This is a genomic window from Arthrobacter oryzae, from assembly GCF_037911235.1.
Classification (GTDB): domain Bacteria; phylum Actinomycetota; class Actinomycetes; order Actinomycetales; family Micrococcaceae; genus Arthrobacter; species Arthrobacter oryzae_E.
Genome location: NZ_JBBLYW010000003.1, coordinates 88104 through 113635, shown reverse-complemented (window position 1 = coordinate 113635; position 25532 = coordinate 88104). Strand labels below are relative to the sequence as shown.

Annotated in this window: 25 protein-coding genes; 14 read left to right on the top strand and 11 right to left on the bottom strand. The window is 66.3% G+C overall.

The features are described 5' to 3' along the window. Positions 1-30: 30 nt before the first annotated feature. The gene (locus WMN78_RS00935) at positions 31-1098 is read right to left on the bottom strand and encodes a 1-phosphofructokinase family hexose kinase (RefSeq protein ID WP_340531495.1); all 1068 of its coding nucleotides are present in this window, start codon (positions 1096-1098) and stop codon (positions 31-33) included. Here WMN78_RS00935 and WMN78_RS00930 point away from each other — a divergent pair. From WMN78_RS00930 to WMN78_RS00875, 12 genes are all read left to right on the top strand, one after another. Then, positions 1089-1703 (top strand): DedA family protein, encoded by a 615-nt coding sequence (locus tag WMN78_RS00930; RefSeq protein WP_340531494.1) that lies wholly within the window; start codon positions 1089-1091, stop codon positions 1701-1703. The two genes, WMN78_RS00935 and WMN78_RS00930, sit on opposite strands and share 10 nt — an antisense overlap. Positions 1704-1932: 229 nt before the next feature. Continuing rightward, positions 1933-2235 (top strand): DUF4193 domain-containing protein, encoded by a 303-nt coding sequence (locus WMN78_RS00925; protein WP_028270561.1) that lies wholly within the window; start codon positions 1933-1935, stop codon positions 2233-2235. 114 nt (positions 2236-2349) lie between these two features. Next, a complete protein-coding gene (locus WMN78_RS00920) occupies positions 2350-2652 on the top strand; it encodes an urease subunit gamma (RefSeq protein WP_011690112.1) in 303 nt (100 codons plus the stop codon). 9 nt (positions 2653-2661) lie between these two features. Then, positions 2662-3006 (top strand): urease subunit beta, encoded by a 345-nt coding sequence (locus WMN78_RS00915; RefSeq protein WP_340531493.1) that lies wholly within the window; start codon positions 2662-2664, stop codon positions 3004-3006. Then, the gene (gene ureC / locus WMN78_RS00910) at positions 3003-4775 is read left to right on the top strand and encodes an urease subunit alpha (RefSeq protein ID WP_340531492.1); all 1773 of its coding nucleotides are present in this window, start codon (positions 3003-3005) and stop codon (positions 4773-4775) included. The genes WMN78_RS00915 and ureC overlap by 4 nt, the downstream gene beginning before the upstream one ends. A 23-nt stretch (positions 4776-4798) precedes the next feature. After that, positions 4799-5284: an urease accessory protein UreE gene (gene ureE, locus WMN78_RS00905; protein WP_340531491.1), complete on the top strand. Its 486-nt coding sequence runs from the start codon at positions 4799-4801 to the stop codon at positions 5282-5284. Then, positions 5265-5945 carry an urease accessory protein UreF gene (locus tag WMN78_RS00900; RefSeq protein ID WP_340531490.1) on the top strand — a complete coding sequence of 227 codons (681 nt, stop codon included), beginning with the start codon at positions 5265-5267 and terminating at the stop codon, positions 5943-5945. Before ureE ends, WMN78_RS00900 begins: the two co-directional genes overlap by 20 nt. A gap of 12 nt (positions 5946-5957) precedes the next feature. Further along, positions 5958-6575 (top strand): urease accessory protein UreG, encoded by a 618-nt coding sequence (gene ureG / locus WMN78_RS00895; protein ID WP_340531489.1) that lies wholly within the window; start codon positions 5958-5960, stop codon positions 6573-6575. 122 nt (positions 6576-6697) lie between these two features. Next, positions 6698-7528 (top strand): urease accessory protein UreD, encoded by an 831-nt coding sequence (locus WMN78_RS00890; protein ID WP_340531488.1) that lies wholly within the window; start codon positions 6698-6700, stop codon positions 7526-7528. Beyond that, on the top strand, positions 7528-8595 hold the full coding sequence (locus WMN78_RS00885; protein ID WP_340531487.1) for a nickel transporter: 1068 nt from the start codon (positions 7528-7530) through the stop codon (positions 8593-8595). Before WMN78_RS00890 ends, WMN78_RS00885 begins: the two co-directional genes overlap by 1 nt. A 66-nt stretch (positions 8596-8661) precedes the next feature. Further along, positions 8662-9246, top strand: a complete 585-nt coding sequence (locus tag WMN78_RS00880; protein WP_340531486.1) for an HhH-GPD-type base excision DNA repair protein — start codon at positions 8662-8664, stop codon at positions 9244-9246. Between the two features lie 37 nt (positions 9247-9283). Next, on the top strand, positions 9284-10792 hold the full coding sequence (locus WMN78_RS00875) for an FAD-dependent oxidoreductase (protein WP_340531485.1): 1509 nt from the start codon (positions 9284-9286) through the stop codon (positions 10790-10792). Here WMN78_RS00875 and WMN78_RS00870 read toward each other — a convergent pair. The 10 genes from WMN78_RS00870 to WMN78_RS00825 all read right to left on the bottom strand — a co-directional run bounded on the left by WMN78_RS00870 (position 10722) and on the right by WMN78_RS00825 (position 23983). Further along, positions 10722-13385, bottom strand: a complete 2664-nt coding sequence (locus WMN78_RS00870) for an AMP-binding protein (RefSeq protein ID WP_340531484.1) — start codon at positions 13383-13385, stop codon at positions 10722-10724. The genes WMN78_RS00875 and WMN78_RS00870 overlap by 71 nt on opposite strands. Positions 13386-13570: 185 nt before the next feature. Further along, positions 13571-15106: a glycoside hydrolase family 43 protein gene (locus tag WMN78_RS00865; protein ID WP_340531483.1), complete on the bottom strand. Its 1536-nt coding sequence runs from the start codon at positions 15104-15106 to the stop codon at positions 13571-13573. A gap of 61 nt (positions 15107-15167) precedes the next feature. Beyond that, on the bottom strand, positions 15168-16829 hold the full coding sequence (locus WMN78_RS00860) for a carboxylesterase/lipase family protein (RefSeq protein WP_340531482.1): 1662 nt from the start codon (positions 16827-16829) through the stop codon (positions 15168-15170). A gap of 7 nt (positions 16830-16836) precedes the next feature. Beyond that, positions 16837-17691, bottom strand: a complete 855-nt coding sequence (locus WMN78_RS00855) for an IclR family transcriptional regulator (RefSeq protein WP_340531481.1) — start codon at positions 17689-17691, stop codon at positions 16837-16839. Between the two features lie 220 nt (positions 17692-17911). Beyond that, positions 17912-19039 (bottom strand): Gfo/Idh/MocA family oxidoreductase, encoded by a 1128-nt coding sequence (locus tag WMN78_RS00850; RefSeq protein ID WP_340531480.1) that lies wholly within the window; start codon positions 19037-19039, stop codon positions 17912-17914. Continuing rightward, positions 19024-19722, bottom strand: a complete 699-nt coding sequence (locus WMN78_RS00845; protein WP_340531479.1) for a ThuA domain-containing protein — start codon at positions 19720-19722, stop codon at positions 19024-19026. The genes WMN78_RS00850 and WMN78_RS00845 overlap by 16 nt, the downstream gene beginning before the upstream one ends. Before the next feature lie 44 nt (positions 19723-19766). Continuing rightward, entirely contained in the window at positions 19767-20960 is a 1194-nt protein-coding gene (locus WMN78_RS00840) for a Gfo/Idh/MocA family oxidoreductase (protein ID WP_340531478.1), read from the bottom strand. Between the two features lie 12 nt (positions 20961-20972). Next, positions 20973-21878 carry a carbohydrate ABC transporter permease gene (locus WMN78_RS00835; protein WP_340531477.1) on the bottom strand — a complete coding sequence of 302 codons (906 nt, stop codon included), beginning with the start codon at positions 21876-21878 and terminating at the stop codon, positions 20973-20975. Continuing rightward, entirely contained in the window at positions 21878-22780 is a 903-nt protein-coding gene (locus WMN78_RS00830; RefSeq protein WP_340531476.1) for a sugar ABC transporter permease, read from the bottom strand. The genes WMN78_RS00835 and WMN78_RS00830 overlap by 1 nt, the downstream gene beginning before the upstream one ends. Before the next feature lie 6 nt (positions 22781-22786). Then, complete coding sequence (locus tag WMN78_RS00825; protein WP_340531475.1) at positions 22787-23983, bottom strand: extracellular solute-binding protein; 1197 nt, start codon at positions 23981-23983, stop codon at positions 22787-22789. On the opposite strand from WMN78_RS00825, the gene WMN78_RS00820 reads away from it, so the two are divergent. Together WMN78_RS00820 and WMN78_RS00815 are read left to right on the top strand one after the other, a co-directional pair. Continuing rightward, positions 23982-24410 carry a hypothetical protein gene (locus WMN78_RS00820; protein ID WP_340531474.1) on the top strand — a complete coding sequence of 143 codons (429 nt, stop codon included), beginning with the start codon at positions 23982-23984 and terminating at the stop codon, positions 24408-24410. The two genes, WMN78_RS00825 and WMN78_RS00820, sit on opposite strands and share 2 nt — an antisense overlap. Next, on the top strand, positions 24407-25441 hold the full coding sequence (locus WMN78_RS00815) for a LacI family DNA-binding transcriptional regulator (RefSeq protein ID WP_340531473.1): 1035 nt from the start codon (positions 24407-24409) through the stop codon (positions 25439-25441). The genes WMN78_RS00820 and WMN78_RS00815 overlap by 4 nt, the downstream gene beginning before the upstream one ends. Positions 25442-25532: the final 91 nt, after the last annotated feature.

Below are 25532 nucleotides of genomic sequence, written 5' to 3'. Positions count from 1 at the left end.
CCATTCCGCTGAACAGATGGGCCCGGCCGGTCAGGGCACTGCGTTGGAGAGTTCAGCCTCCAGGCGTTCGACGTCGGTGCGGTGGCAAAGTTCAGTGGCAGGCGTCATGACGGTGGCACTTCCGGCTGCCACGGCGGCCCGGAAAGCAGCATCAAGCGGGCGGCCCTGCGCGAGCCGGAGCACAAAAGCGCCCAGGAAACTGTCGCCGGCCCCGACGGTGCTGACCACCGGCACGTCCGGAACTGTCAACCGGACCAGGCCGGACTTCGAAGCGAGCAAGGCTCCGGCCTGGCCGAGCGTGAGGGCAACATGTTCCGCTGCGCCGTCAGCCACGAGGGCAGATGCCGCGTCCACCTGGCTCTGTTCCCCTTCGAGGGCGGCCCCGAAATGAATCCCCAGCTCGCGAAGGCTCGGTTTGACCAGGAACACGCCTTCGGCCAGCGCCTCGGTGAGGGCCGGTCCGGAGGCATCAACCACGCAGTGTGCGCCGGCCTGGCGCGCCAGGCGGGCGATCCTCGCGTAGAAATCCTCCGGAACTCCCGGTGGAAGGCTGCCGCTGGCCACCACGTAGCCTCCCGCCGGCATGGATTCCTTAACAAGGTCCAGGCAGGCCTGCCACTCCGGTTCGCTGAGCTCCGGGCCCTGGAGCACGAACCGGAATTGCTTCCCCGTGGACGTTTCATCCACGGTGAAATCCTGGCGTGTGCTCCCCTGGATCCGAACCGCAAGGGACGGGATGCGCTCGGCTTCGATGAGCCTGCGGTAGGCCTCCCCGGTGGGGCCGCCCGCGGTGTACACCGCCAGTGTCTGTCCACCGAGCCGCTGGATGACCCTCGCCACGTTGACGCCCCCGCCGCCCGGATCCAAGCGGCTCGCACCGCACCTCAGCTTGTGGCCGCTGCTGACCCGCTCCGTCGAGGTGCTGATGTCCAACGCAGGATTCACCGTGAGGGTGAGGATCGGCTTACTGCCCTGCTGCTGTGAGGCGTCCATGGCCCCAGCATAGGAGGCGTGCCCTTTGGGGCCATAGGCCTCCGGCGCTTCGGAAAACCTGCCGCCCGCCCGTTTGAACTGCCACACTGTTCCTGATGCAGGCATTCTTCGACGGACTCCTTAACGCCAGCCCGCTGCTGGTGGCCTGCGTCGTGTTCGCCCTGGTTTTCGCCGAAGACGCACTCTTCATCGGCTTCGTCATCCCCGGCGAAACGGCCGCCGTAGTGGGCGGAGTGATCGCCGGAAAAGGCGGCGTCCCGCTGCCAGTGATGATTGCGGTAGTGGTTTCCGCCGCAATCCTGGGCGACACGGTGGGCTACGAAATCGGCAGGCACCTGGGACCGCGGCTGATCTCACGAAAGATCTTTGACCGGAAGCGGCCCCAGCTGGAGAAAGCACAGGAGTTCCTCAGGCGGCGGGGAGGCCCTGCCATCTTCCTGGGCCGGTTCACCGCCTTCTTCCGCGCCGTGATGCCGGCGCTGGCCGGCCTCAGCGGCATGCCCTACCGGCGCTTCGCACTCTGGAACATCACCGGCGGCGTGCTGTGGGGGAGCCTCTTCGTGACCCTCGGATACCTGGCCGGCAACCTGTATGACGAGGTGGCGCGCACTGCCGGTAGCGCCGCGGCCATCGTTGTTGCCGCAGTGGCGGTGGCTGTCCTGGCCACCTGGCGGATACGACGGCATCTGGCCGGGGACGCCAGCCGCTGAGGCCGTGCAGGCGCTAGCCGCACGATCCGGGAATAAACACGCGTAGAATTGGCTACCCAGCTGGTGGTCAGGGACTCCACAGCAGCGCCCGCCGGGTGATTTCTTCCCGCAGCGTGCCGCACATTACACCACGGCGACTTAGTTCAAGGTGGTAGTGCGGGAATAAGGGTGCGATGGTGTAGGTTGCATTCCCGTCAGACAAGAACATCAGAAAAGAGAAACCCCCAAAGTGGCAACCGATTACGACGAAGTACGATCCGACGTCAAGGAATCCCAGGAGAACTCCCTGGAGGCGCTTCAGTCCGCCAATGCCCCCGATGCGCGAAGCGTCGTCCGGGAGCTGGATGAGACCGACGCACTGGACGACGGCATGGTCCCCGGCGGGGAGTTCGTCGCCGAGGAACTGGTGGTCCAGGTCATCCCGCAGGCGCAGGACGAATTCACCTGCTATTCCTGTTTCCTGGTCCGTCACCGCTCCCAGATCGCCCGCGAAAAGAACGGCCACGCCTATTGCGTTGATTGCGAAGGCTAAGGGCCGCCACGCCGTCTCCTGCCATCCCTGAGCCCGGGAGACGGGCCCCGGAAACCTCACGGAAACGTGACCGGCCTACTGTGGTCACAAAGCAGTACGTTGAAGGGATTTCCGATGCATCTGATGCCCCGTGAGCAGGAAAAGCTCATGATCGTGGTCGCCGCAGACCTTGCCCGGCGCCGCCAGGCCCGCGGCCTGAAGCTGAACTTCCCTGAGTCCGTGGCCATCATCAGCTATGAACTGATCGAGGGTGCCAGGGACGGCCGCACCGTCGCTGACCTCATGAGCTACGGCACCACGCTGCTGACCCGCGACGACGTGATGGAGGGCGTGCCCGAGATGATCCACGACGTCCAGATCGAGGCCACGTTCCCGGACGGCACCAAGCTCGTCACTGTCCACGATCCGATCCGATAGGGGCAGGCGATGATTCCAGGTGAGTACGTTCTCCGTTCAGCGCCCGTGGTGATCAACGCCGGACGCGAGGCGGCCGACGTCGTCGTAACTAACACCGGTGACCGGCCCGTGCAGGTGGGCTCGCACTACCACTTCGCGGAAGCGAACGCCGCCCTTGAGTTTGACCGCAGGGCCGCCTACGGCCGCCGGCTGGACATACCGGCCGGCACCGCAGCCCGGTTTGAGCCGGGGGACAGCAGGACTGTCCGGCTGATCGAACTGGCCGGCAGTCGCGAGGTGTACGGCCTCAGCAACGCGGTCAACGGCGCGCTGGCCACGGCCGATCCCAAGGCAGGAATGGGGGACGCCTCGTGAGCTTCGAACTGACGCGCAAGCAGTACGCGGACCTGTACGGCCCGACGACGGGTGACTCCATCCGTCTCGCGGACACCGAACTGTTCCTGGAAATCGAAAAGGACCTCACCGTATACGGCGAGGAAGTGGTGTTCGGCGGCGGCAAGGTGATCCGCGACGGCATGGGCCAGAACGGCCAGGTGACGCGGGACGGGAACGTCCAGGGCAGTATTGGTTCCGGCGGCGGAGTGCCGGATACCGTCATCACCAACGCCGTCATCCTGGACTACACCGGCATCTACAAGGCGGACGTGGCGATCAGGGACGGCCACATCCTCAAGATCGGCAAGGCCGGCAACCCGCAGATCGCCGACGGCGTGGACATCGTGATCGGCGCCAGCACCGAAATCATCGCCGGGGAGCGGAAGATCCTCACCGCGGGCGGCGTGGACACCCACATCCACTTCATCTCCCCGGACCAGGTGCCCACCGCCCTCACCAGCGGCGTGACCACCATGGTGGGCGGCGGCACCGGGCCGGCGGAAGGCACCAAGGCCACCACCGTCACTCCCGGCAAATGGCACATCCAGCGGATGCTGCAGGCCACCGAGGGGATGCCCATCAACATCGGCCTGTTCGGCAAGGGCCACGCGTCCGCCGTTGAACCCCTCGCTGAGCAGATCCGGGCCGGCGCGATCGGGCTCAAGGTCCACGAAGACTGGGGCTCCACCACCTCGTCGATCGACAACTCCCTGAAGGTGGCGGACGAATACGACGTCCAGGTGGCCATCCACACGGACACCCTCAACGAGTGCGGCTTCGTGGAGGACACCATTCGGGCCATCGGCGGCCGGGTGATCCACACGTTCCACACTGAAGGCGCCGGCGGCGGCCACGCCCCGGACATCATCAAGATCGCCGGGCTCCCGAACGTGCTGCCGGCCTCCACCAACCCCACCCTGCCGTACACCCGCAACACCATCGAAGAGCACCTGGACATGCTGATGGTGTGCCACCACCTCAACCCGGACATCCCGGAAGACGTGGCGTTCGCCGATTCCCGCATCCGGGCGGAGACCATCGCCGCCGAGGACGTGCTGCAGGACCTGGGGATCTTCGCCATCACGTCCTCCGACTCCCAAGCCATGGGCCGGGTGGGCGAGGTGATTACCCGCACCTGGCAGGTGGCGGACAAGATGAAGAAGCAGCGCGGGGTGCTGAAGGACCCCCGGGGGGAGAGCGCGGCCGGTGCCCATGGTTCCGAGGACAGCGACAACTTCCGGATCAAGCGCTACGTGGCGAAGTACACCATCAACGCCGCGATCGCGCAGGGCATGGCCGACTCCATCGGCTCGGTGGAGGAAGGCAAGTTCGCGGACCTGGTGCTCTGGGACCCCGCGTTCTTCGGGGTGAAGCCGGAGCTGGTACTCAAGGGCGGCCAGATTGCCTACGCCCTGATGGGCGACGCCAACGCCTCCATCCCCACCCCGCAGCCGCGCACCATGCGTCCCATGTTCGCAGCGTTCGGCAAGGCGGTGCAGCAGTCCTCCATCACGTTCCTGTCGCAGGCCGCGATCGACGCCGGGGTGCCGGAAGAGCTGGGCCTGCAGAAGGTCATCCGGCCCGTATCCGGGATCCGCACGCTGTCCAAGGCCGACCTCAAGTTCAACGACGCCACGCCGGACATCCAGGTGGACCCGGAAACGTACCAGGTGACGGTGGACGGCGAGGACATGACCTGCGAACCGGCGGACGTGCTGCCCATGGCGCAGCGCTACTTCCTTTTCTAACCTCCCGAGCACCGGAGCACCCCGTGATTATCGAAAAGATCCTCGGCAACCTGCACGACCTCCCCGCCGCTGAGACCGCGGCCTTCGCTGGGCTGCACCAGGAAAAAGTGGTGCTGCCCAGCGCCCAGCTGGTCAAACGGATCCAGCGCGTCACCACGGACCACGGCAAGGAGATCGGAATCCGGCTGCCGTCCGGTTCCGGGGACCTGCGCGACGGCGACATCCTGCACGTGGCCGACGCGAACATGATCGTGGTGTCCGTGCTGCCCACCGACGTCCTGGTGGTGGCGCCCCGAACCATCCACGAGATGGGTGTGGTGGCGCACTCCCTGGGCAACCGTCACCTGCAGGCCCAGTTCTTCGATTCGTCCTCCGAGTACGCGGCCGAGGTGATGGTGTGCGCCTACGACCACACCGTGGAGGACTACCTCAAACACGTCGGCTTGCCCTACGACCGCCAGGAACGCGTCATGCCCGTCCCCTTCCGCCATGCCGAACACAGCCACTAGCCACCAGCTGGCGCTCCAGCAGCTGACCGACTCCGCCCTGCCCACGGGGGCCTTCGCGCACTCGCTGGGCTTTGAGACCTACATCGAGCGCGGCCTGGTCCACGACGAGGCGTCCTTCGGGGTGTGGCTTTCGGCGTTCGTGGGGCAGCAGCTCACCTATTCCGACGGCCTGGCCATCCGCTTCCTCTACGAGGGCGTTCCCGTTGCGGAACTGGATGCGCTGCTGACAGCACAGCTCCTCCCTCGGCAGCTGCGGGAGGCGAGCACCAAGATGGGCACCCGGCTGCTGGAGATCGGCTCCGAGGTTTTCCCTTCCCCGGAGCTGGCGGAGTACCGGGAGCTGGTGACCGCCGGCCGCGCCGCCGGCCACCAGCCGCTGGCGTTCGCCGTCGTCGCCCGTTCCCTGGGGGTGCCGCTCACCGAAGCCCTGGCCGCCTACCTTTTCGCCGCCGTCACCTCACTGACCCAGAACGCCGTCCGCGCCATTCCGCTGGGGCAGAACGCCGGCCAGCGGCTGCTGCGGAAAGCGGCCGACGACGTCGCTGCCGCCGTCGGGCGGATCGGCCGCCTGGCGCCGGACGACTTCGGGGCCGTCAGCCCCGGACTGGAAATTTCCCAGATGCGGCACGAACGCCAACGTGCCCGCATGTTCATGAGCTAGCAGGAGGACACCATGTCTGAACCCATCAAAATCGGCATCGGCGGACCGGTCGGTGCCGGCAAGACCCAGCTCGTGGAGCGTCTCACCCGGCATATGAGCCGCGAAATCTCCATGGCCGCCATCACCAACGACATCTACACCATCGAGGACGCCAAGATCCTGGCCGCCAACGGCATCCTGCCCGAGGACCGGATCATCGGCGTCGAAACCGGCGGCTGCCCGCACACCGCCATCCGCGAGGACACGTCCATGAACACGGCGGCGATCGAAGAGCTCAAGAAGCGCCACCCGGACCTGCAGGTGATTTTCGTGGAATCCGGCGGCGACAACCTCTCGGCCACGTTCAGCCCCGAGCTGGTGGACTTCTCCATTTACATCATCGACGTGGCGCAGGGCGAGAAGATCCCGCGCAAGGCCGGCCAGGGCATGATCAAGTCCGATCTCTTCATCATCAACAAGACCGATCTCGCGCCCCACGTCGGCGCCGACCTGTCCGTCATGGAACGGGACTCGAAGGAATTCCGGGGCGAGAAGCCGTTCTGCTTCACCAACCTGAAAACCGACGAAGGCCTCGACGCCGTCATCGAATGGGTGCGGCGCGACGTCCTGATGCTCGACCTGACGCAATGAGGCAGAACAGTTCCGCTGCCGTCTCACCAGGGCCTGCTGCCGCGGGTGATAGGGGCCGTGCCCGCTTCGCGGTGCCCGCCACGCCGCGGCCCCTATCACCCGCGTCCGCTGATCGGCCCGAGATGGGTCGCCTTAAACTTCTCATTACGGAACGCTGTGGGAAATCCATTGCCTCGAGGCAGTTCCATCAAGGCGCCCTCCGTGTTCTGCGGCCGCACTACCTGGATGAGTCCGGGCAGGTTTGTTATGTCATGGTGAATCCTGGCGGGGCGTATCTTGGGGCCGATCTCTATGTCATCGACGTGGAGGTGGGCGACGGGGCGAGGCTGCTGCTGACCACCCAGTCCGCCACGAAGATCTACCGGACTCCAGGGTCGTTTGCCGAGCAGCGGATGACCCTGCGGCTGGGGGAGGGGGCGCAGCTGGAGCTGGCCCCGGACCAGCTGATCGCCTACCGGGAGGCCAGCTACCGGCAGAACACGCACATTACGGTGCGGCCGTCGTCGAGCCTGGTCATGGCTGAAGTGGTCACGCCGGGGTGGTCCCCCGACGGGGCGTCGTTCCGGTATGAGGAGCTGCGGCTCCGCAACGAGATCCATGTGGAGTCCCCCGGGGTCACCGAACTGCTGGCCCTGGATAACCTGCTGATCCGGCCGCCGCTCAACGACGTCACCGGCATGGGGTTCATGGAGGGCTTCAGCCACCTGGGCTCGCTGGTGGTGGTGGACGCACGCGTGGACCAGGCGCTCGCCGACGAGTTCCATGCGCTCACTTCAGGCCATGACGCCTACACCGGAGTGTCCCTGACGGCATCAATCGGAGGAACCGCCGGCCTGGTGCTGCGGTCATTGTCCAACTCCACGGGGGAACTCAACCGGCTGCTGGGGGCGTGCACCGCCCTGCTGCGGAACCGCTGGCACGGGCAGGCGCCCCTGAACCTGAGGAAGTACTGATGACCGCTCCCACCGGGTTCGCCGCGATGTACCGGGAACGGGAGCAGCTGCCGCTCCGGACCCGCTTGCTCTTCGCCTTCGGCGCGGTGGCCGCATTGCATCTGGCCGCCGTCGTACTTCTGCTGGCCGGAAGCTTTGGGGCCGGGACTATGGAAGGGGCGCAGCCGCTGGCGCTGGGGCTGGTGCTCACTGCGTACCTGGCGGGCATCAAGCACAGCTACGACTGGGACCACCTCGCCGCGATCGACAACTCGACGCGGAAGTTCGTGGCGCAGCACAAGGACCCGGTGAGCGTGGGGTTCGCCTTCAGCCTGGGCCACAGTTCGGTGGTGATCCTGGCCGGAATCCTGGTGGTGGGCGGCGCGGCAATGGTGGGCCGGTTCATGGAGGACGGCACCACCGGAAACCTGGTGCTGGGCCTCATCGGCAGCGGCGTTTCCGGGTTGTTCCTGCTGGCCATGGGCCTGTTCAACGGCTCGGCGTTCATCCGGGCAGCGCAGGCATACCGGAAGGTGCAGGGCGGCGGGCAAGTTCGGGACGAAGACCTCGAGGCGAAGGGCTTCGTGGCACGCCTGCTGGCCGGGCCCCTGTCCAGGGTCCAGCGGCCGCGGAACATTTACGTGATCGGTTTCCTGTTCGGCCTGGGTTTTGATACCGCCACCACCATCGGGCTCCTGGTCATGGCGACGGCGGCATCCCTTGCCGGAGTCTCCCCGTTCATACTCCTGGCGCTGCCCTTGGCGTTCACGGCCGCCATTACCCTGTGCGACACGGCCAACGGTGTGGCCATGATGCGCATGTACCGCCGTGCCATCCACCATCCGCAGCGGAAACTCGGCTTCAATGCGCTGGTCACCGGGATCTCGGCCGTGTCCGCCCTGTTCATTTCGGCCATCACCCTGGGCGGATTCTTCAACGCGGCGTTCGGATGGCACGATCCCCTCACCACCTGGCTGGGCGGTGTGGACCTGGGCGAGGCCGGACTGCTGCTGGTGGCCATGCTGCTGGCTGCCTGGGGTGTCGCGGTGTGGCGGGAGCGGTGGAAGGGCCGCGCGCAGGCCGTTTAGCGTGGCGGAGACGGGTCCTTGATACAACCCATGACGCGGGCCCGGGCGGGTGGCAGGATAGGACGCATGGAACTGCACATCACCGGGGACCCGGCTGCCGACAAACTACTCAGCGACGACGCGTTTGCACTGCTCACCGGCATGCTGCTTGACCAGCAGGTGACCATGGAGTCGGCGTTTGCCGGTCCCGAAAAGATCAGGACCCGCATCGGTTCCATGGACCCGGCAGCGATCGCCGGGTATGACCCCCAGGACTTCGTCGAGATGTTCAAGGAGCGCCCGGCCGTCCACCGCTTCCCGGGATCCATGGCCGGACGCGTCCAGGCGCTCGCGGAGACCGTGCACCAGGACTGGAACGGGGACGCCACGGCCATCTGGACCAAGGGCGACCCCGACGGCAAGGAAGTGCTCCGCCGGCTGAAGGCCCTGCCGGGCTTCGGCGAGCAAAAGGCGAAGATCTTCCTGGCGCTGCTCGGGAAGCAGTGCGGCCTCAAAGCCGAAGGATGGCGCGAAGCCGCCGGCCACTACGGCCAGGAGGACGCTTTCCTGTCCGTGGCCGACATTGTGGATCCGGAGTCCCTGGTCAAGGTGCGCGCCAGCAAGCAGGCCGCCAAGGCCGCTGCCAAGGCCGCGAAACCCGCCGGGAACTGACCGCCCGGCCATCGGGGACGGCGTGAAAGGCGGGACCGTGAGTGAGCAGCCTGCAGGCAGGCCCGTTTCCCTCTGGGCGGCCACCAGCGGGCCGACCAGCTACCCCGCGCTCGGGGAGGCCATCGACGTCGATGTGGCCGTGATCGGCGGCGGCATTGCGGGTCTGACCACTGCGCTGGCGCTCAAACGGGCCGGACAGACCGTGGCCGTGCTGGAAGCGGCCCGGGTGGGCACCGGAGTCACCGGGAACACCACCGGGAAAGTCACGTCCCTGCACCGGCTGGCCTACACCGACCTTGCTGCACATCACGGCACAGAGGCAGCCCGCCTCTACGGGCACGCCAACGAGGCAGCGATTGAGCATGTGGCCGCCACAGTGGCGGACGAAGGGATCGACTGCGGCTTCCGGCGGGTCGCCAACTACACCTACGCCGAATCAGACCGCACGCTCGCCCTGGTCCGGGAGGAAGCGGCTCTCGCAGCCAAACTTGGACTTCCTGCGTCCTTCACCACCGACGTGCCGCTGCCGTTCGCGGTCAAGGGGGCGGTCCGCTTCGACAACCAGGCGCAGATCCATGCGCTCCAATACGTACAGGGACTGGCCCGCGCCGTGGACGGGGACGGCAGCTTTGTCTTCGAGGAGTCGCCCGCCACGGGGTTCCGCGACGGCGTTCCGGCGGTGGTAGACACGGAGCGGGCCACAGTCCGCGCTCGCGAGGTCATTGTGGCGACGAACGTGCCGTTCGGGGACAACGGAACCTTCGACGAACGGTGTTACCTGCACCGCTCGTATATCGTTGCCGCCCGTTCCGGAATGCCCCCGCAGGATGCCACGTTTGTCAGTGTTGACGAGCCGATGCGCTCCATCCTGACAACAGACGTCGACGGCGTCAGCTATGTTCTGGCCGGTGGTGAGGGACATCCCGCCTCGGAGCCCGCCGACTCCGCCGAACGCTACCGGAGGCTCACCGCCTTTGCCGGGGACCGCCTGGGCGCCGGGGAGATCGCCTTCCGCTGGTCCACCCAGGACGCCATGCCCGCCGACGGGGTGCCCTACGTCGGGCGCCTGTCGCCGGACTTCCGGCATGTCCACGTGATCACCGGACTGCGCAAATGGGGGCTGACCAACGGAACGGCCGCTGCCCTGATCCTCCGGGACACCTTCCTGGGCCGACGCAACCCCTGGGCGGCACTGTTCGACAGCACCAGGTCGGTCCGCTTCACCGGTGGGGCGCCGGCGGCGCGGGCGCCGGCAATGCACGGGCAGGATGCGGTTCGGCCGGAGGCACCCGCTCCAGCGTCACCGCAGCCGGGCCAGGGCAGGGTGGTTGACGTGGGCGGCGCGAAGACCGCCGTTTACACCAGCACCTCAGGAGAGGTCAGCGCGGTCTCGGCCGTCTGCACGCACCTGGGCTGCACCGTGGAGTTCAACGCTGCCGACGTGACCTGGGACTGCCCGTGCCACGGCTCCAGATTCACCACCGACGGGACGGTAATCCAAGGCCCGGCCACCAGGAACCTCGATCCCGGCCAGGCGCCTGCCTAGGACAATCATCCTGGCGCCTTTCCCCGGGCAGGGTCCTCTTCCAGCGACGCAACGCCGCCATCACACGCATGGACAGCGCCCAGTACACCACTCCGGCGGCAAGCGAAGCGGCCACCGCCAGTGCAGGGCTGATGTCGACCAGCATCGGATAAACCAGCCAATGGGTGAGGTAGGCGTAGAGCGAGGACGCAGCCAGCAGGCCAACGAAGCGGTGCAGGCGGGCGGGCACCGGGATGCTGGGGAGCCAGATGAGCAGGAGGACACCGACAACGAGCGTCGCCTCACGGTTCGGGTTGTCGAAGAAGCCCGGAACGGTGAGCACAGTGATGGCCGTGACAGCGAGCCGCCGGGCCAGGCCTTGCGAACGCGCCACCGCCCAGCCGAGTGCGAACAGCCACAGTACCGGTCCGGTGTTGGGCACCTCGGGGTCCACCAGTTCAAAGCGTTCCAGCAGCCCCACCCCTGTCAGCACCAGGGGGAAAGCCCAAGGGAAGCGCCGCTCCGCGCGGTCCGCCCAGGGAACGGCCAGCAAGGCGGCTGCCGCAGCAAGGATGTACACCAGCACCTCCACAAACCAGAAGTGCCACTGTGTGGTCACCTCTTCCGGGCCGATGATGGCGTTGAGGAGCAGGACGTTGGCGAGGCTGTACCGGTCAGTGAGCAGGTAGGCCGCGCCGATGAAGAGGACGCTGGGAACAACGACCCTGCCGAGGCTGCGCAGCTGGCGGCGAAGGCGGGGCAGCCGTTCGCCGGTGAGCTGGAAGCGGGCAAAGTTGAACCCGGCGACGGCCATCAGAACGTGCGCGGTGCCCTGCCAGCTGAAAAGCCCAACGTGGGTGCTGACGATGAACACGATCGCGAGGGCCCTCAGCACAATCCCCGTCTCCAGCGGGGCAAAGAACCGCCTGCGCCGTTGTTGCGGGGGCTTTCCGGGGTTCGTGAGTTCGGGGTTCATGAGTTCGCGGACCGTGCGCACATGCCAGTCGGGCGGGAGGTTGCCGAGGGCTTTTTCCAGCCGGACGGAGACGGCCACGTAGGACAGCGAGTCTCCGCCGAGGGTGACGAACGTGCTGTCGTCCGTGACGTCGTCGTGCTCCAACTGTTCCGCGAAGATCTTCCGGACGTCCGCCGGTCCCTCGTCAGGGGCGGAGGCGGGCGCATCGAATGTGGGTGCGGGGGCCGCCCTCGTGGCGGCGAGCTCCAGGATGGCCGGGTAGTCCACCTTCCCGCTCCCCAGCCGCGGAAGGTGCTCGACGCCGTGCACGTCGACGGACGGGCGCGGCAGGCCCAGGCTCTGCGCGAGGACCTTGCCCAGCAGCCGTTCATCGTGGTCGCCTTCCACGGCGACGACCAAGCCGTCGTCGGATCCCGTGCAGGCCCCGGCGACGCCCAGCCCGGAGAGGACCTGCTCCACCTGCCCGAGATCCACGCGCAACCCGACCACCTTGACGAACCGGCTCCGCCGTCCCACGATCTCGTAGATGCCGGCGGGATGCTGCCTGGCCAGGTCGCCGGTACGAAGTTCGGTAAGGGTTCGGCCCGCCGAGAGGTCGTCCGGGCTCTCGGCATAGCCGAGCATCACGTTCGGGCCGGAATACACGAGCTCGCCGTCGTCCAATCCCGGAACCGGGTCTATCCGGAAGGAGCCGCCCGGTACGGGGATGCCGATGGTTTCCGGCGCGGTTTCCGCCAGTTCAGGGGGCAGGTAGGCCATCCGGGCCGTTGCTTCAGTGGCCCCGTACATCACAAACAGATCCCAGCCCCGCCGCCGGCCCAGCCGTGAGAACTCGCGCACTTGCTCAGGGGCAAGCCTCCCGCCGGCCTGCGTCACGTAGCGCAGGTGCGGCAAATCCATCCCGGTGAACCCGACGCGGTCCAAAAGCTCAAAGGTGTAGGGGACTGCTGCAAAGGATGTCGCACCACGGGCGGCAAAAAGGTCCCAGAAGCACGGGTCGACGACGGACAGATCCGTGAGCACCAGCGCGGCACCGCGTGCCAGGTGGCTGTTGATGACGGAAAGCCCGTAGCAGTAGGACATCGGCAGGGTCGTGGCCGCACGGTCCTCCGAACGGATGCCCAGGTATTCGGCGATGGACTCCGCGTTCGATTGCAGATTGGCGTACGAGAGGCGCACGAGTTTTGGCGACCCGGTGGATCCCGAGGTGCTCAGGAGCAGGGCGAGGTCGGGATGGAGTACGTGCGATGTGCCGGGCCGCACTTCTTCGACGGCCGGGCGGCCGGCGCCGTCTCCGGACCGGAGAATGACGTCGGGTCTGTAGGCAGCTGCGATGGAGTCAACGGAGCCCGGTTTGTCCGCGGGAACCAGGATGAGCGGGTGGCCGGAGGAAAGGGCTGCCAGGTAGGCAACCAGCGAATCCAGGTCGTTCTGAGCGGCCAGCAACACGAGGCGCCGCACGGGACCCAGACGGTCCGCCGCCGCATCGACCAGGTCGGCCAGTTCCCGGTAGGAGAGGGACGCCGACCCCGTCAAAACGGCAGGACGATCGCCGTGCCGGGCGAGACTGCCAGCGAAGGTTGCCGGGCCGAGGTCATGCCCTGTGTCAGGGCATGCGAGGGGCGGGGCAGGAATCATGGTGGTCCTCAAATCCGTACTTAGGCTGGCCTAACCACGAAACAATACCGGTGATTGCCGGAATTAAGAAAACTTTATGTGCCCTATTTCTCCAGCCGTTTTTCTAACCCGGGAGGTCATCGACGTCTGTGTGGCCAGCCCGGTAGGACTCGTCCGGCCCGTGGAGACGGCGGACACCGCCCGACTTAGGGGGCGGCGGCGTAGTTGAACCGCTCGACGACGGCGCTCCCCTTGGGGACGGAGACTCCGACGACGCGTCCGGTGAAACCGCCGGCCACTTCGGTGGACAGGTACCGCCCGTCCAGCCGGGCGAGCGTTATCGCGCGGCCGTCCTGCAGCAAGCGGAGGGACACCTCGTCCGGGCCGGTATTCTTGCCCGGCTGCCCCGCAAGGGGCGCGTCCGCGCACGCGATCTCCAACTGGACGTTGCCCGCTGACGCCGCACCGGACACCGCCCGAGGCGCCGTTCCAAGGACCTGGTGCAGCGGCCCGATCTGTGCAACGGCCCGGACCTCTTGTTCGGACGCTTCGACCGCGTACCAGTGGGAGTCGTCGATTCTGAGGACGAGCCGGACGGACGCGCCCTCCGAAAGGCGGAACGTTGCACGGGCGCTCCACGCAAGGTCCCTCACCCTGGTGGCGAGGACGGGAGCCTTTCCGGGTTCTCCTCCGCTGATGAGGAGGCCGCCGGCAGCCGGGGCCGTGAAGGACGCGGGGTCGTTGCCGGGGGAGATCCAGCGGACGTGCAACCGGTCCGAGGCAAAGTCGTCGGAGAAGGACGTGGCGCCGGCAGGTACCTGGTAACGGTCCTCGTCGAAGTGCGGCCAGCCCTGGTCCCAGGTGATGCCGGCAACAAAGGTTTCGCGCCCCAGGACGTGATATCCGGGAACCACGCCGCGGGGACGGACGCCCAGATAGGCCGCCGCCCAGTCGCCGTCGGCCGTTTCGACAAGGTCGGCGTGCCCCACGTTCTGTACCGTGGCAGCGGTGCTGCGGTGGCTGAAGACGGGGTTGTCCGGGTGCGGCTCGAAGGGGCCGGCCGGCGTCTTGCTCCGGCTGACGGACACGGCATGGCCCCGTTCCGTGCCGCCCTCGGCCAGGACCAGGTACCACCAGCCGCCGTGCTGGTAAAGATGCGGGCCCTCAGGGAAGGCGAGGCCCGTTCCCTGCCACACCTTCCGGGGCGGTTCCAGCAACTGACCGGCCAGGGGATCCAGCCGCGCCTGGACGATTCCCGACTCGTTCCCGCCGGGGCCGAAGCCCACCCAAGTGAGGTAGCAGCCGCCGTCGTCGTCCCACGCAATGTCCGGGTCGATGCCCAACGTCCCGGGTATCTGGACCGGATCACTCCATGGCCCCGCCGCGTTGGCGGCGTGCATGAGCAAATGGCCGCCGCCGAAATCGCTCATGTTCGTGGTGACGAACCAGAACCTGTTGTTGTGGTGCCGGAGGGTGGATCCGAAGATGCCTCCTGACGGGCGGCGGTCGCCTGCGGCGAACTGGCTCCGCCGGGTGAGGATGTTCCCGATCTGCTCCCAGGTGACAAGGTCCCGGCTGTGGAAGACGGGCGCTCCGGGAAAGTATTCGAAGCTAGATGTCGCCAGGAAGTAGTCCCCGCCCACGCGGCAGATAGTGGGGTCCGGGTAGAAGCCCGGGATGACGGGTGTGGTGGCGGCTGAGGATGTGGCCGGCCGCGCCAGCCCGACTGCACTGTCAACCACCAGGGCTCCGTCCGTAGCAAAGTGTTCACTGCCCGTCCTTGCTGGGCGGGAAGTCCCTACGCTACGTCGTTGGTTTCCGCTGCCGAACCGGGCTTGTCAATGGTTGGAAGGCCCATTTTTGGCTGGCCGGAAGGACCGTCCCGTGACTGGCCCAGAACTCGCGGAGCGGGCCCCGGGGATCGAACTCCACCCGCGGCCCGGCGTCGAGGACCATCGTCGCCCGGACCCCGCGGCGAGCCCGGACCCCGGTGTGATCCCGGTATTCGGGCCAGGGCGGCAGCCCGGCCGCCACGGGTGCGCCGGACCCGGCAAAGGCCGACCACGCCGCGCTCATCCACTCGGCCAGGTCCGCCGGCGCCTTCCCGCAGGTCAGGTACGCCGCTTCCGCCGAGTCCAGTTGCCGGAACACGAACGGAATCTCCAGCGCATGGCATGAGCCGAGCTTGCCGCCCATGGCCGGGCTCTTCCACGTGAACAAGTAGCTGAAGTTCCTCCCCGTCGAACCGCTGCGGGCGTCGAGGAGCCTGGTGGTCGGTTGCCGGTACTGGGCATCTGACAGGTAGGCCTCCAGGAGTTGCTTCCCGGTGGGCGCGGTGCCCACGGTTTCAGCGAGTGCTTCCGCGTAGCGGGCCCGGTCCGCGGCCGGATCTCCGCTGTGTTCGGCCATCATCAGCTCCACCCGGTCAGCGAGGTCGGGCGGATCCGACGGCGACGCGGGCCTGAGTTCCACGGCAAAGGAACCCTCATTCAGGTTGGTGCCGGCCAAAAGGTCCACCCCCGCGTTGAGCCCCTGACGGATTGCGGCCAGCGGCGGCTCAGGAATTGCCGGCGTGGCGGTGGCGGGCTGGAAAGGAAGGGCAACGCCAAAGGTGCTGCCGGCAGACGCCTTGCCCAACGCCTCCTGCGCTGCCAGTAACCGGGCCACGGGCAGGGTCAGCAGTTCCGCGGCACGCGTCGGGTCCAGGCCGCAGTGCCGCAGGAATTCCCCGGTGATTTTTCGCGATTCTTCGGTGGTCCGGACCCGCTCGGCGGTACCGCTTTGCATGATGGCGCGCCGGAACAGTCCTTCCGAGGCCGGCATGCCCAACAGCGTGCCCACGGCCGCCGCGCCTGCGGATTCGCCGAAAAGAGTCACGTTGCCGGGATCGCCGCCGAAGGCCGCGATGTTGCGGCGCACCCAGCGCAGCGCCTCGAGTATGTCCAGCAGGGCAGAGCTGGACGAGTCCGCGTACTCCGGACCGAGGAGTTCCGGCAGGTGCAGGAAGCCCAGCGCTCCCAGCCGGTAGTTGACGGCGACCACCACCACCTCCAGCGCGGCAGCCAGCCTGCCGCCGTCGTGCAGTCCGCCGTTGTTGGACCCGGTGAGGTACGCGCCGCCGTGGACCCACAGCATCACCGGCCGGGCGCCGCCCGTGCCGCGGGTCCAGACGTTGAGGTTGAGGCAGCTGTCCTCGTCCCACCGTTCCGCGCAGCCGTCCGACGGCGGCAGGAACGGGTCCGGGTTCTGCGGCGCCATGGCGCCCGGCACCGTGCAGTCCCGGGTCCCGTCCCAGGGACGCGCGGGCACGGGCGGCAGGAAGCGGCGCAGCCGGGCGGGTGATTCCGCGTAGGGGATCCCCAGGAAGCGGTGCAGGGTTCGGCCGTCCGCAGTGCCGTCCGCCGCGCCGGCTGCAGCAAGGGCCGTGCCGCGGACTATGCCGTCAGGAGTGGTTGCGAGGCTCATGGCAGGGTCACGCCTGTGCCAGGTGCCGCACTCCGGCACTGACCTCGGCCTTGAATCCGAGGTTTCGGGATACCGCCCTTGCGGTGGCCTGGACCGCGGGCGCCAGCACGTTCGGGGGAGTGGCGCCGTCGGGAACCACAATGGAAAGGGCGGCGGCGACGGCGCCCTGGGCGTCGAAAATGGGCGAGGCCACGGACACTGTCCGGGAAGGCGCTGACCTTCTGATCATGGCCACGCCCGTGCGGCGAACGTCGGAGAGGGTGCGCCTGAGCTGACCCTCCGGCATGGCGTCCACGCCGGCCTCGACGTCAGCGGGCTGACGGATGACGGCGTCTTGGAAGGCCGTGTCCGCGCCGGCCAGAAGGACGAGCCCGACGGCGGTGGACCGCAGTGGCGCGCGGCCGCCCACCCGGTAGGCCACTTCCGTAGCCTCCTTGGAGGACAGCCGCTCGATCAGGACGGCCTCGTTCCCGTCGCGCACTGCCAGCAGCACGTGGTGGCGCGTCACTTCGAAGAGGTCCTCGAGGTAGGGCAGGGCGATTTCCCGCACGCCGTGGCCGCGGGGCGACAGGGACGCGACTTCCCAGAGCCGCACGCCCACCACGTACCGGCCGTCGTCGAGCCTTTCCAGCGCCCCCCAGGCCACCAACCGGGCGATGAGCCGGAGCGCAGTTGGAGCCGGTATGTCCGCGTACCTGGCCATCTCGGAAAGCGTCAGGGCCCGACGGCGGTCGGTGAAGACCGCGAGGAGGCTGAGTGCACGGTCGATGACCGGTTCGCCCTGCTTCGGCCTCTTGCCGCGGATCGCCGCGGGCGTGCCGGGTCCGGCGCTGTCCGGATGCCTTTCCGGGGCTGCTGTCATTTCACACCGTTCCTTCTTCGTCGCCAGTGACGTCCACCACCCTAGTGTTCCACCCAATGAAACTCCTAGCTGGTGCTCCAGGCTGGCTCATGAACAACCTGGCTGTTTTTTGTGCCCGTGGATACAGGTTCATCTTGCACATCCGGGCGCGCTCAGGCAGCACGATGCCGGGCACGTAGCGTTCTCCGCGAGACGTGCCCGGCGTTTGAAAGGCAATCTGCTAGGAAGCGGCCTCCTGCGCCTGGAGGCTGTCCATTTCGTCGGCCAGGACGGTCAACTCGACGCTGCCCGGCCGATCCACCGTGCTGTTGATGCGTACCGCCGAGCCGCTGTGGGCTGATTCGAGCACCGATTCCATGACTTCAAGGACGTGGTAGGCCAGGGTCCCGCCCGCCCGGGGTTCGGCTCCGTCAGGGGTGGAAGCGAGGTCCGCGATGCCAAAACCACGCCCGGCATCGACGTACCCGGCCGACACCGGGAGGGGTACCCAGGTGTCGGCGCCCAGGGAAAACAGCTGGACCTCGCCGTCAAAGTGGTTGGGGTCCGGCACAGCCAGCGACCCGCGTTCCCCATGGATCTCGATGTTCGGCGACTTGGACTTTACGGCATCGAAGCTCATGAACAGTGTGGACAGCGCGCCTGAGGCATGGACCAGGACGCCGGTGACGTGGGAGTCGATGTCTACGGGGACAGTTTCGCCCTGGCGGGCCCCGGAGCCGATGGTGCGTTCATTGCGCGTGTGGCTCGCGGCGCCCACCACTGAGACGACAGGGCCCAGCAGGGTTACGAGGGCGGTCACGTAGTAGGGGCCCATGTCGAGGAGCGGACCGCCGCCGGGCTGGTAGTAGAAGTCCGGGTTCGGGTGCCACCGCTCGTGGCCGGGTGTCACCATGGTGGCGGAGGCCGAGATGGGTGCGCCGATCAGTCCGTCATCGATCGCTTTGCGGGCGGTCTGGATGCCGGTGCCGAGGACGGTGTCGGGCGCGCATCCGACCGCCACGCCTGCCTCGCGCGCTGCGTCCAGCACCTGGCGTGCCTCCGCAATCGTGGCGGCAAGCGGCTTCTCGCCGTACACGCTTTTGCCCGCTGCGATGGCCTTCAGCGCCACTTGGGAGTGCGCGGCCGGGATGGTCAGGTTCAGGACAAGTTCGACGTCGTCCGCCGCGAGGAGCTCGTCAACGGATACGGCACGAACACCCTCATACTGCTCTGCTACCGCTTGGGCGCGCGCCGGATCCAGGTCCGAAACGGCCACCAGCTCAATGTCCTTGAGCTTGCGGAAATTAGTGAGGTACTGCGCGATGATGGCGCCGCAGCCGACGATTCCTACTTTCAACGGCTTGCCCACAGCAGGCCCCTTTCGATGATGGTACGGACGTTGTCGTCCTGGAGGATTTCGACACGGTGGCCCGGGGTGGCGACGAAGATGCGGCCCTTGCCCCACTGCCGCGTCCAAATGGCCGGAGAGGTGACTTCGCGGTTCCACGGGTCCCACTCGCGGACTTTCTGGGTGGTTGTGGCGAGCACGTCGATGTAGTCGTCCGAGAGCACCCAGTATTGTTCGGTGACAAGGTCGAAGTCCTTAATGCCCCGGGTGATGGAGTGCTCGGCGGCTGCTGGAAGCATGTTGACCGTGTAGGGCACGTAGTTGTCCGACTGCTCGCCGATGCACTCGTCAGGGTGCTTGCCGGGGTGGCAGGCGAACTGGCCGCCGATCAGGTGGAGGTAGTCGGAGTTGTTCCGGTAGGAATCGGCGATCCCGCCGTGCCAGCCGGCCAGGCCCGTGCCGTTTTCGATGGCGGTGCGCAGCCCGGCGAACTCGTCCTTTTCGATGGTGGTCATGGTCATGCATTGCATGATCAGGTCCACGCCTGCCATGTACCCGGCGTCGGCGTAGACCTTTGGCGATTCCTCCACACGGACGTCATAACCGTGGTCTTTGAGGTACGGGATGAAGAGCTCGGTGGCCTCATAGGGCTGGTGTCCGTCCCAGCCGCCGCGGACCACCAGGGCATTTTTGCGTTCTGTCATGTCGGGGTTTCCTTTGTTCAGCTAACGGGCCGGGGCAGGCCCGCTCAGACTTTCTGCCATTGGCTGGAGTTGGCCGCACTGGACTCCACGGCTGCCAGGACCCGCTGGACCTGCAACGCGTCCGCGAATGAGGGTTCCGGCTGGCGGTCTTCGCCGATCGCGGTGACGAGGTCCACTACTTGGTGCGTGAAGCCGTGCTCGTAGCCCAGTCCGTGGCCGGTGGGCCACCAGTTCCCGACGTACGGGTGCTCCGGCTCAGTGACAAAGATCCGACGGAATCCGGCGTCGGGGGATTCGGCTGCGTCGTAAAACGACAGGACGTTCATCTCCTCGAAGTCGAAGGCAAGTGAGCCCCGGGTTCCGTTGAGTTCCAGACGCATGGCGTTCTTCCTTCCCAGCGCGTAACGGGTGGCCTCGAAGACACCGACCGCGCCGGTGGAAGTAGCTCCGCCGTCGAACCGGGCGCTGAAGATGGCCGCGTCGTCGACCGTCACGTTCCCGCGGGGCGCGTCGCTGCTGAGGTCGCCGTGCCCGCCCAGGCCGACAAGGTCCCCGGCAAGGGGGCGTTCCGGGACGAATGTTTCCAGCAGTGCCGAGACGCCGGTGATGTTCTGTCCGGTGACCCACTGGGCAGCGTCGATGCTGTGCGCCCCGATGTCTCCCAGGGAGCCGGATCCGGACTTGGCCTTGTCCAGCCGCCAGGTCATGGGGGCGTTCTCGTCGGAGAGCCAGTCCTGCAGATACTGGGCACGGATGTGCCGGAGGTCGCCGAGCCTGCCTTGTTCGACGAACCGTTTCGCCAATGCCAGGGCGGGAGTCCGGCGGTAGCTGAAGCCGCACATCGAGAGGATGCCCTGCTTGGCAGCAGTCTCCGCCGCGAGAGTCATCCTTTCTGCTTCCTCAACGGAATTCGCAAGCGGCTTCTCGCACAGCACATGCTTTCCGGCCTCAAGGGCGGCGATCGCAATCTCGGCATGCGTGTCGCCGGGCGTGCAGATGTCGATCAGGTCTATGTCGCCGCGCTCGATCAGGCGCCGCCAGTCCGTCTCAACCGATTCCCAGCCAAGCTTGCCTGCTGCGGCCCGCACGCCGTCGGCGTTCCGGCCGGCAACGGCGGTGAGCCGGGGCTGCAGCGGGAGGTCGAAGAACCGGGGCGCCGTGCGCCAGGCGTGGGAGTGGGCTGCACCCATGAACGCGTAGCCCACCATGCCCACCCGCAGGGGTTTGTGATTGGTCACCGGAGTTCCTTTCTACTTGCTGAAGCCGGCGGTGAGGCCGCTGAGCAGCTGGCGGCGGGCGACGACGTAAATCACCAGGAGGGGGAGGGTCGCCAGCACGACGGACGCCAGAATGGCCGGGATGTTCACGCTGAACTCTCCCTGGAACGTCCAGAGCGACAGCGGCAGGACCCTGGTCGCGGGGCTTTGTGTCAGGATCAGCGGGAACAGGAAGCCGTTCCAGACGTGCAGGGCGTTGTAGATGCCGACGGTGATGACAGCCGGCTTGGTCATGGGAAGGGCAAGCCGCCACATCATGGCCCAGTCTGAGCAGCCGTCCAGCCGCATCGACTCGAACAGTTCGTTTGGCACATCCCGCATGAAATTGGACAGGATGAGGACGCTGACCGGGATGGCAAAAGCCACGGACGGCAGGATCAGCGCCAGCAGTGTGTCATACAGGTGGGCCCTGGTGATCATCCAGTAGATCGGGATGATGGTGGCGTGGAGCGGGATAGCGAGCCCAAGGAGGAACAAGTTGTTCGTCAGGCTCAGGAACCGGCTCCTGCCCCGGACGATGGCGTACGCAGCCATGAAGGACACCAGCAGGGCTGGGAGCACCGTACCGAGGGTGACGATGAGGCTGTTGGTGAAGTACGTGACGAAGTTGTTGTCCAGCACCAGCTTGTAATTGTCCAGGGTTGGCTCCGTGGCCGGGAGCATCGGATTGGAGGTAAAGAATCCGGCCTGGTTCTTGAAGCTGGTAATCACCACGTAGTAGATCGGGATGATGATGATCGCCAGCCAGAGCCAGCCGCCCAGGCCGCCCAAAAGGTTTGGCCGCAGCCGTCCCGGGCCCTTGGTGCGGGGGACAGGTTTTTCAGCGACACTGCTCGTGGCCGAGGAAGGAGGAATCGGGAGTTGAGTCGTGGACGCCATCAGGCACCTTCCAGTTGGCTAGCGTTGCGGTTCTTGCCGCCGAGGCGCTGCAACAGAAGCGCAAGTCCCAGACCGATGACGATGAGCATGACACCCAGTGCGCTGGCGGCTCCCATGTCGTTGGCTTTGAAGCCCGTCAGGTACATATGCAGCGGGAGGAGCCGGGTGCTGTAGCCCGGTCCGCCACCGGTGAGCACGAAGATGAGGTCGAAGTATGCCAGACTTCCGACCACCATCAAGGTGGAGGAAGTGATGACGGTGTACTTCAGCTGGGGCAGGGTGATGTTCCAGAACTGGCGGAAGCGCCCTGCACCATCAATTTCCGCTGCCTCGTACAGCGACGTGGGAATCTGGCGGACGCCGCCTTGGTAGATCAGTGTGTGGAAAGGGACAAACTGCCACGCGATCACGAAGACCACCACGAAGAGCACCAGATCGGAATTCCCGAGCCAGTCCTGGGCAAGGATAGGCATGTTGAATCCGGGGCCCAGGCCGAAGTTGGGGTCGAGCAGTGCTTTGAAGGCAATCGCAACCGCGGCAGAGGACAGCAGCAGCGGCAGGAAGTAGAGCACGGCCAAGGCGGCACGGTATTTCTGGCCGCCCGCGGTGAAGACGCCCAGCAGCAGGCTGACCGGTGCCTGGACAATAAATGAGAAGAACATGACCTTGGCGGTCACCACCAAGGCGTTGCCCGTTACCGGATCCGTCAGGACCGTGGTCCAGCTGGACAGGCCTTCCGGCTTGATCTCGCCCAGCCCGTTCCAGCTCGTGAAGCTGAGGAAGACGACGCCGATCAGCGGGACGACCGCAAATGCGAGGAAGAAGAACAGTGCGGGGGCCGCGAGCCACCCCGAGGGGCCCGCGTCGCGGACCCCCCGGTGAGCAGAACCAAGAGATGTCACGGTCTCTTACTTCCCGATCGTGGCGTTCATGGTGGTGATGAACTGGTCCGGGCTGATCTTCTTCAGGAAGATCTGGTCCAGGTTTGACAGCATCGCATCGCCCTGTGCCGGGCTGAGCGCCTGGTCCCAGGAGAGCGTGAAGTTGGGCGCGTTCTTGGCCATGCCGTAGACGAAGGTCAGGAAGTCTTTGTCCGGGGAAGCTTCGAGTTTGCTTTCGATACCTGTGACCACCGGCACGGCTCCCGAGTTGATCAGAGCATCGGTATTGGCGTCAGTGAACATGCCGTCCTTGACGTAGTCCAGGGCGGCCTTCTTCTGCGCATCAGTGGCTTTAGCGGAGATGGACCAGAAGTTGGACGGGTTGCCTACGACGTTGGCCGGGTCCCCCTTGCCGCCGGAAACGGTGGGGAAGGTGGTGTAGCCGAGCTTGCCGCTCTTGACGAAGTCGGCGGCGTCCTTCTTCATGCCCTGGTAGATCCAGCCGCCCTGGAGGATCATGGCTGCCTTGCCGGTGTACATCAGTGCCTGGTCGGCGTTGCTGTCAGCGGCAACGGACGAGAAGCCGTTAATGAACCCGCCGGCGTCCACCAGTTCCTGGATTTTGGTCAGCGCCTCTTTCACGGCAGGATCGGACCAGGCTCCGGGCTTGTCGGCTGCGATGTTTGCGAAGACGTCGGGGCCGCCGATGCGCTCAACGAGGTACTCAAGCCACATCAGATCCGGCCACTTCGACTGTCCGCCGAGCGAAAACGGCGCGACGCCGGCTTCCTTGAACTTCGGCACGAGGGCCATCAGTTCGTCCCAGGTCTTGGGCGGCTGCGCACCGACCTTGTCGAATACTTCTTTGTTGAAGTAAAGGACTACCGGCTGGACGTTGTTGTTCGGCAGGGCGTAGGTCTTGCCATCCACTTCGCCGTTCTTGAGCACGGACGGAAGGTAGCGGTCCCTGACCTCCGGGTTGTCCTTGACGAAGTTGGACAGGTCCTCCACCTGGCCGGCATCCACATAGGACTTCAACACTCCGCCGCCCCAGCCATAGATGAACGTGGGGCCTTCGCCGGCGCCGACGGCGGTTCGGACCTTGGTTTTGTAAGCATCGTTGGCGAAGAAGTCCAGTTTGATCGACTTGTCCGGATTCGCCTGGTTCCAGTCGTCCACCGACTTCTGCAGTACCGGCTGGTTACCGCCGGTCAGGCCCCACATGCTGGCCGAGCCACTGCTGACGTTTGACTCGGCAGGACCAGAAGAACCGCAAGCGGCGAGGCTTAGTGCCACTCCGGCGGCGGAAACTGCCAAGGCTACCGAGCGCAACTTTCGAATTTTCATTTCGTTTCCGTTCATCGTCCGGGCTCAACGCTGGGTCCCGGTAACGTGTGACGAGGGCCAGCCGTTCTCTGCTTCGAGGTGGAGTGCCCTGATCAATTGGTCCGTGGCCGCACTGGCAATCGTCGAAACATTTCGAAACCTTGCGACCGGTGAAGTAAATCTAACGGTGGTGCGGATCACAGTCAAGGAATTTCTTGCTCGGTTTGTGACTCATCCACCGGCATGGTTGACGATGCGCGGATCGGAAGCCAAGATAAGAGCAAGCGAAATGTTTCGAAAAGACGGGATTATCCCTTGGCCATGAACGCACGCGCGGAAAAGACGACCCTGGCAGCTGTCGCCTTGCAGGTCGGGGTCTCAACCCCCACGGTCTCCAAGGTGGTAAACGGCCGTGAGGACGTGGCGCCGGAAACGCGTGCCCGCGTTCTTGCCGCCCTGGAGCAGGCGGGGTACCAGTCGCCCCTTCAGCGCCGCTCCGCCACTAAGACCGCCACGGTGGTTGAGGTGGTTGTCGACGTGCTCACCGCGGCCTACACGGTGGAGGTCCTGAACGGGATACTGCAGTTCGCCGCTGGAGCCGATGTTGAAATCCTGGTGAGCGCCACCGGTCCGGCAACCTCAAGGGAGAACAACCCGGAGCGCCGCGCCCAGCGAATCATAGACGAGGGCAGGGCGGGAATGATTGTGGTGACATCAGCCTTCAGCGAGGCTCAACTGCACGCGTTCCGGCGCCGCCAGGTTCCCGTCGTCGTGATCGACCCGCTCAATCCGCCCCCGGCGGACGTGGTCAGCGTAGGAGCGACGAACTGGGCGGGCGGCAAGGCGGCAACGGAGCACCTGTTGGAGTTGGGGCACCGGCGGATCGCCTACATTGGCGGCATAGAGCGGGCCGAGTGCAACCAGGCGAGGCTGCACGGCTACATGGCCGCGCTGACGGCTCACGGCGTGCCGGTCGATCCCCGGTACGTCATTTCCGGCGGCAGGTTCCGGCGTGACAGCGGAACGGCCGGGCTGAAGGCACTGCTTGAACTTGATGAACGGCCCACAGCCATCTTTGCCGCAAGCGACAGCATCGCACTGGGTGTTTTGAGTGAAGCAGCCCGTCAGGGCATCAGGATTCCGGAAGACATGAGCCTCATTGGCTTCGACGGGACAACCCAAGGTGAGGAGTCCGTCCCGGCACTAACCTCCGTGGCCCAGCCGCTGGAGGAAATGGGGCGGGCTGCATTGCGGGCATTGCTCCGCCAGGCCCGCGGGGAGGTTCTCGACTCCCGCCGCGTCGAATTGGCCACGCAGGTGATTGTCCGTGACTCTACGGCCCCGCCTGCGGCCTGAGCGCATCTTCTCGAAAGGGAAAACCGCGGAGCGGACCCCTGGCCGTCACCCGAAATAGCGTCGGACCAAGGGCCGCCGAAGGTGGCTCAGG

Coding starts and splice junctions, on each gene's coding strand:
- WMN78_RS00930 (WP_340531494.1), top strand. CDS start 1,089: ATGCAGGCATTCTTCGACGGACTCCTTAACGCCAGCCCGCTGCTGGTG.
- WMN78_RS00935 (WP_340531495.1), bottom strand. CDS start 1,098: ATGCCTGCATCAGGAACAGTGTGGCAGTTCAAACGGGCGGGCGGCAGG.
- WMN78_RS00920 (WP_011690112.1), top strand. CDS start 2,350: ATGCATCTGATGCCCCGTGAGCAGGAAAAGCTCATGATCGTGGTCGCC.
- WMN78_RS00915 (WP_340531493.1), top strand. CDS start 2,662: ATGATTCCAGGTGAGTACGTTCTCCGTTCAGCGCCCGTGGTGATCAAC.
- WMN78_RS00900 (WP_340531490.1), top strand. CDS start 5,265: ATGCCGAACACAGCCACTAGCCACCAGCTGGCGCTCCAGCAGCTGACC.
- ureG (WP_340531489.1), top strand. CDS start 5,958: ATGTCTGAACCCATCAAAATCGGCATCGGCGGACCGGTCGGTGCCGGC.
- WMN78_RS00890 (WP_340531488.1), top strand. CDS start 6,698: ATGGGTCGCCTTAAACTTCTCATTACGGAACGCTGTGGGAAATCCATT.
- WMN78_RS00885 (WP_340531487.1), top strand. CDS start 7,528: ATGACCGCTCCCACCGGGTTCGCCGCGATGTACCGGGAACGGGAGCAG.
- WMN78_RS00880 (WP_340531486.1), top strand. CDS start 8,662: ATGGAACTGCACATCACCGGGGACCCGGCTGCCGACAAACTACTCAGC.
- WMN78_RS00870 (WP_340531484.1), bottom strand. CDS start 13,385: ATGATTCCTGCCCCGCCCCTCGCATGCCCTGACACAGGGCATGACCTC.
- WMN78_RS00860 (WP_340531482.1), bottom strand. CDS start 16,829: ATGAGCCTCGCAACCACTCCTGACGGCATAGTCCGCGGCACGGCCCTT.
- WMN78_RS00855 (WP_340531481.1), bottom strand. CDS start 17,691: ATGACAGCAGCCCCGGAAAGGCATCCGGACAGCGCCGGACCCGGCACG.
- WMN78_RS00845 (WP_340531479.1), bottom strand. CDS start 19,722: ATGACAGAACGCAAAAATGCCCTGGTGGTCCGCGGCGGCTGGGACGGA.
- WMN78_RS00835 (WP_340531477.1), bottom strand. CDS start 21,878: ATGGCGTCCACGACTCAACTCCCGATTCCTCCTTCCTCGGCCACGAGC.
- WMN78_RS00820 (WP_340531474.1), top strand. CDS start 23,982: ATGCTGGCCGAGCCACTGCTGACGTTTGACTCGGCAGGACCAGAAGAA.
- WMN78_RS00825 (WP_340531475.1), bottom strand. CDS start 23,983: ATGTGGGGCCTGACCGGCGGTAACCAGCCGGTACTGCAGAAGTCGGTG.
- WMN78_RS00815 (WP_340531473.1), top strand. CDS start 24,407: ATGAACGCACGCGCGGAAAAGACGACCCTGGCAGCTGTCGCCTTGCAG.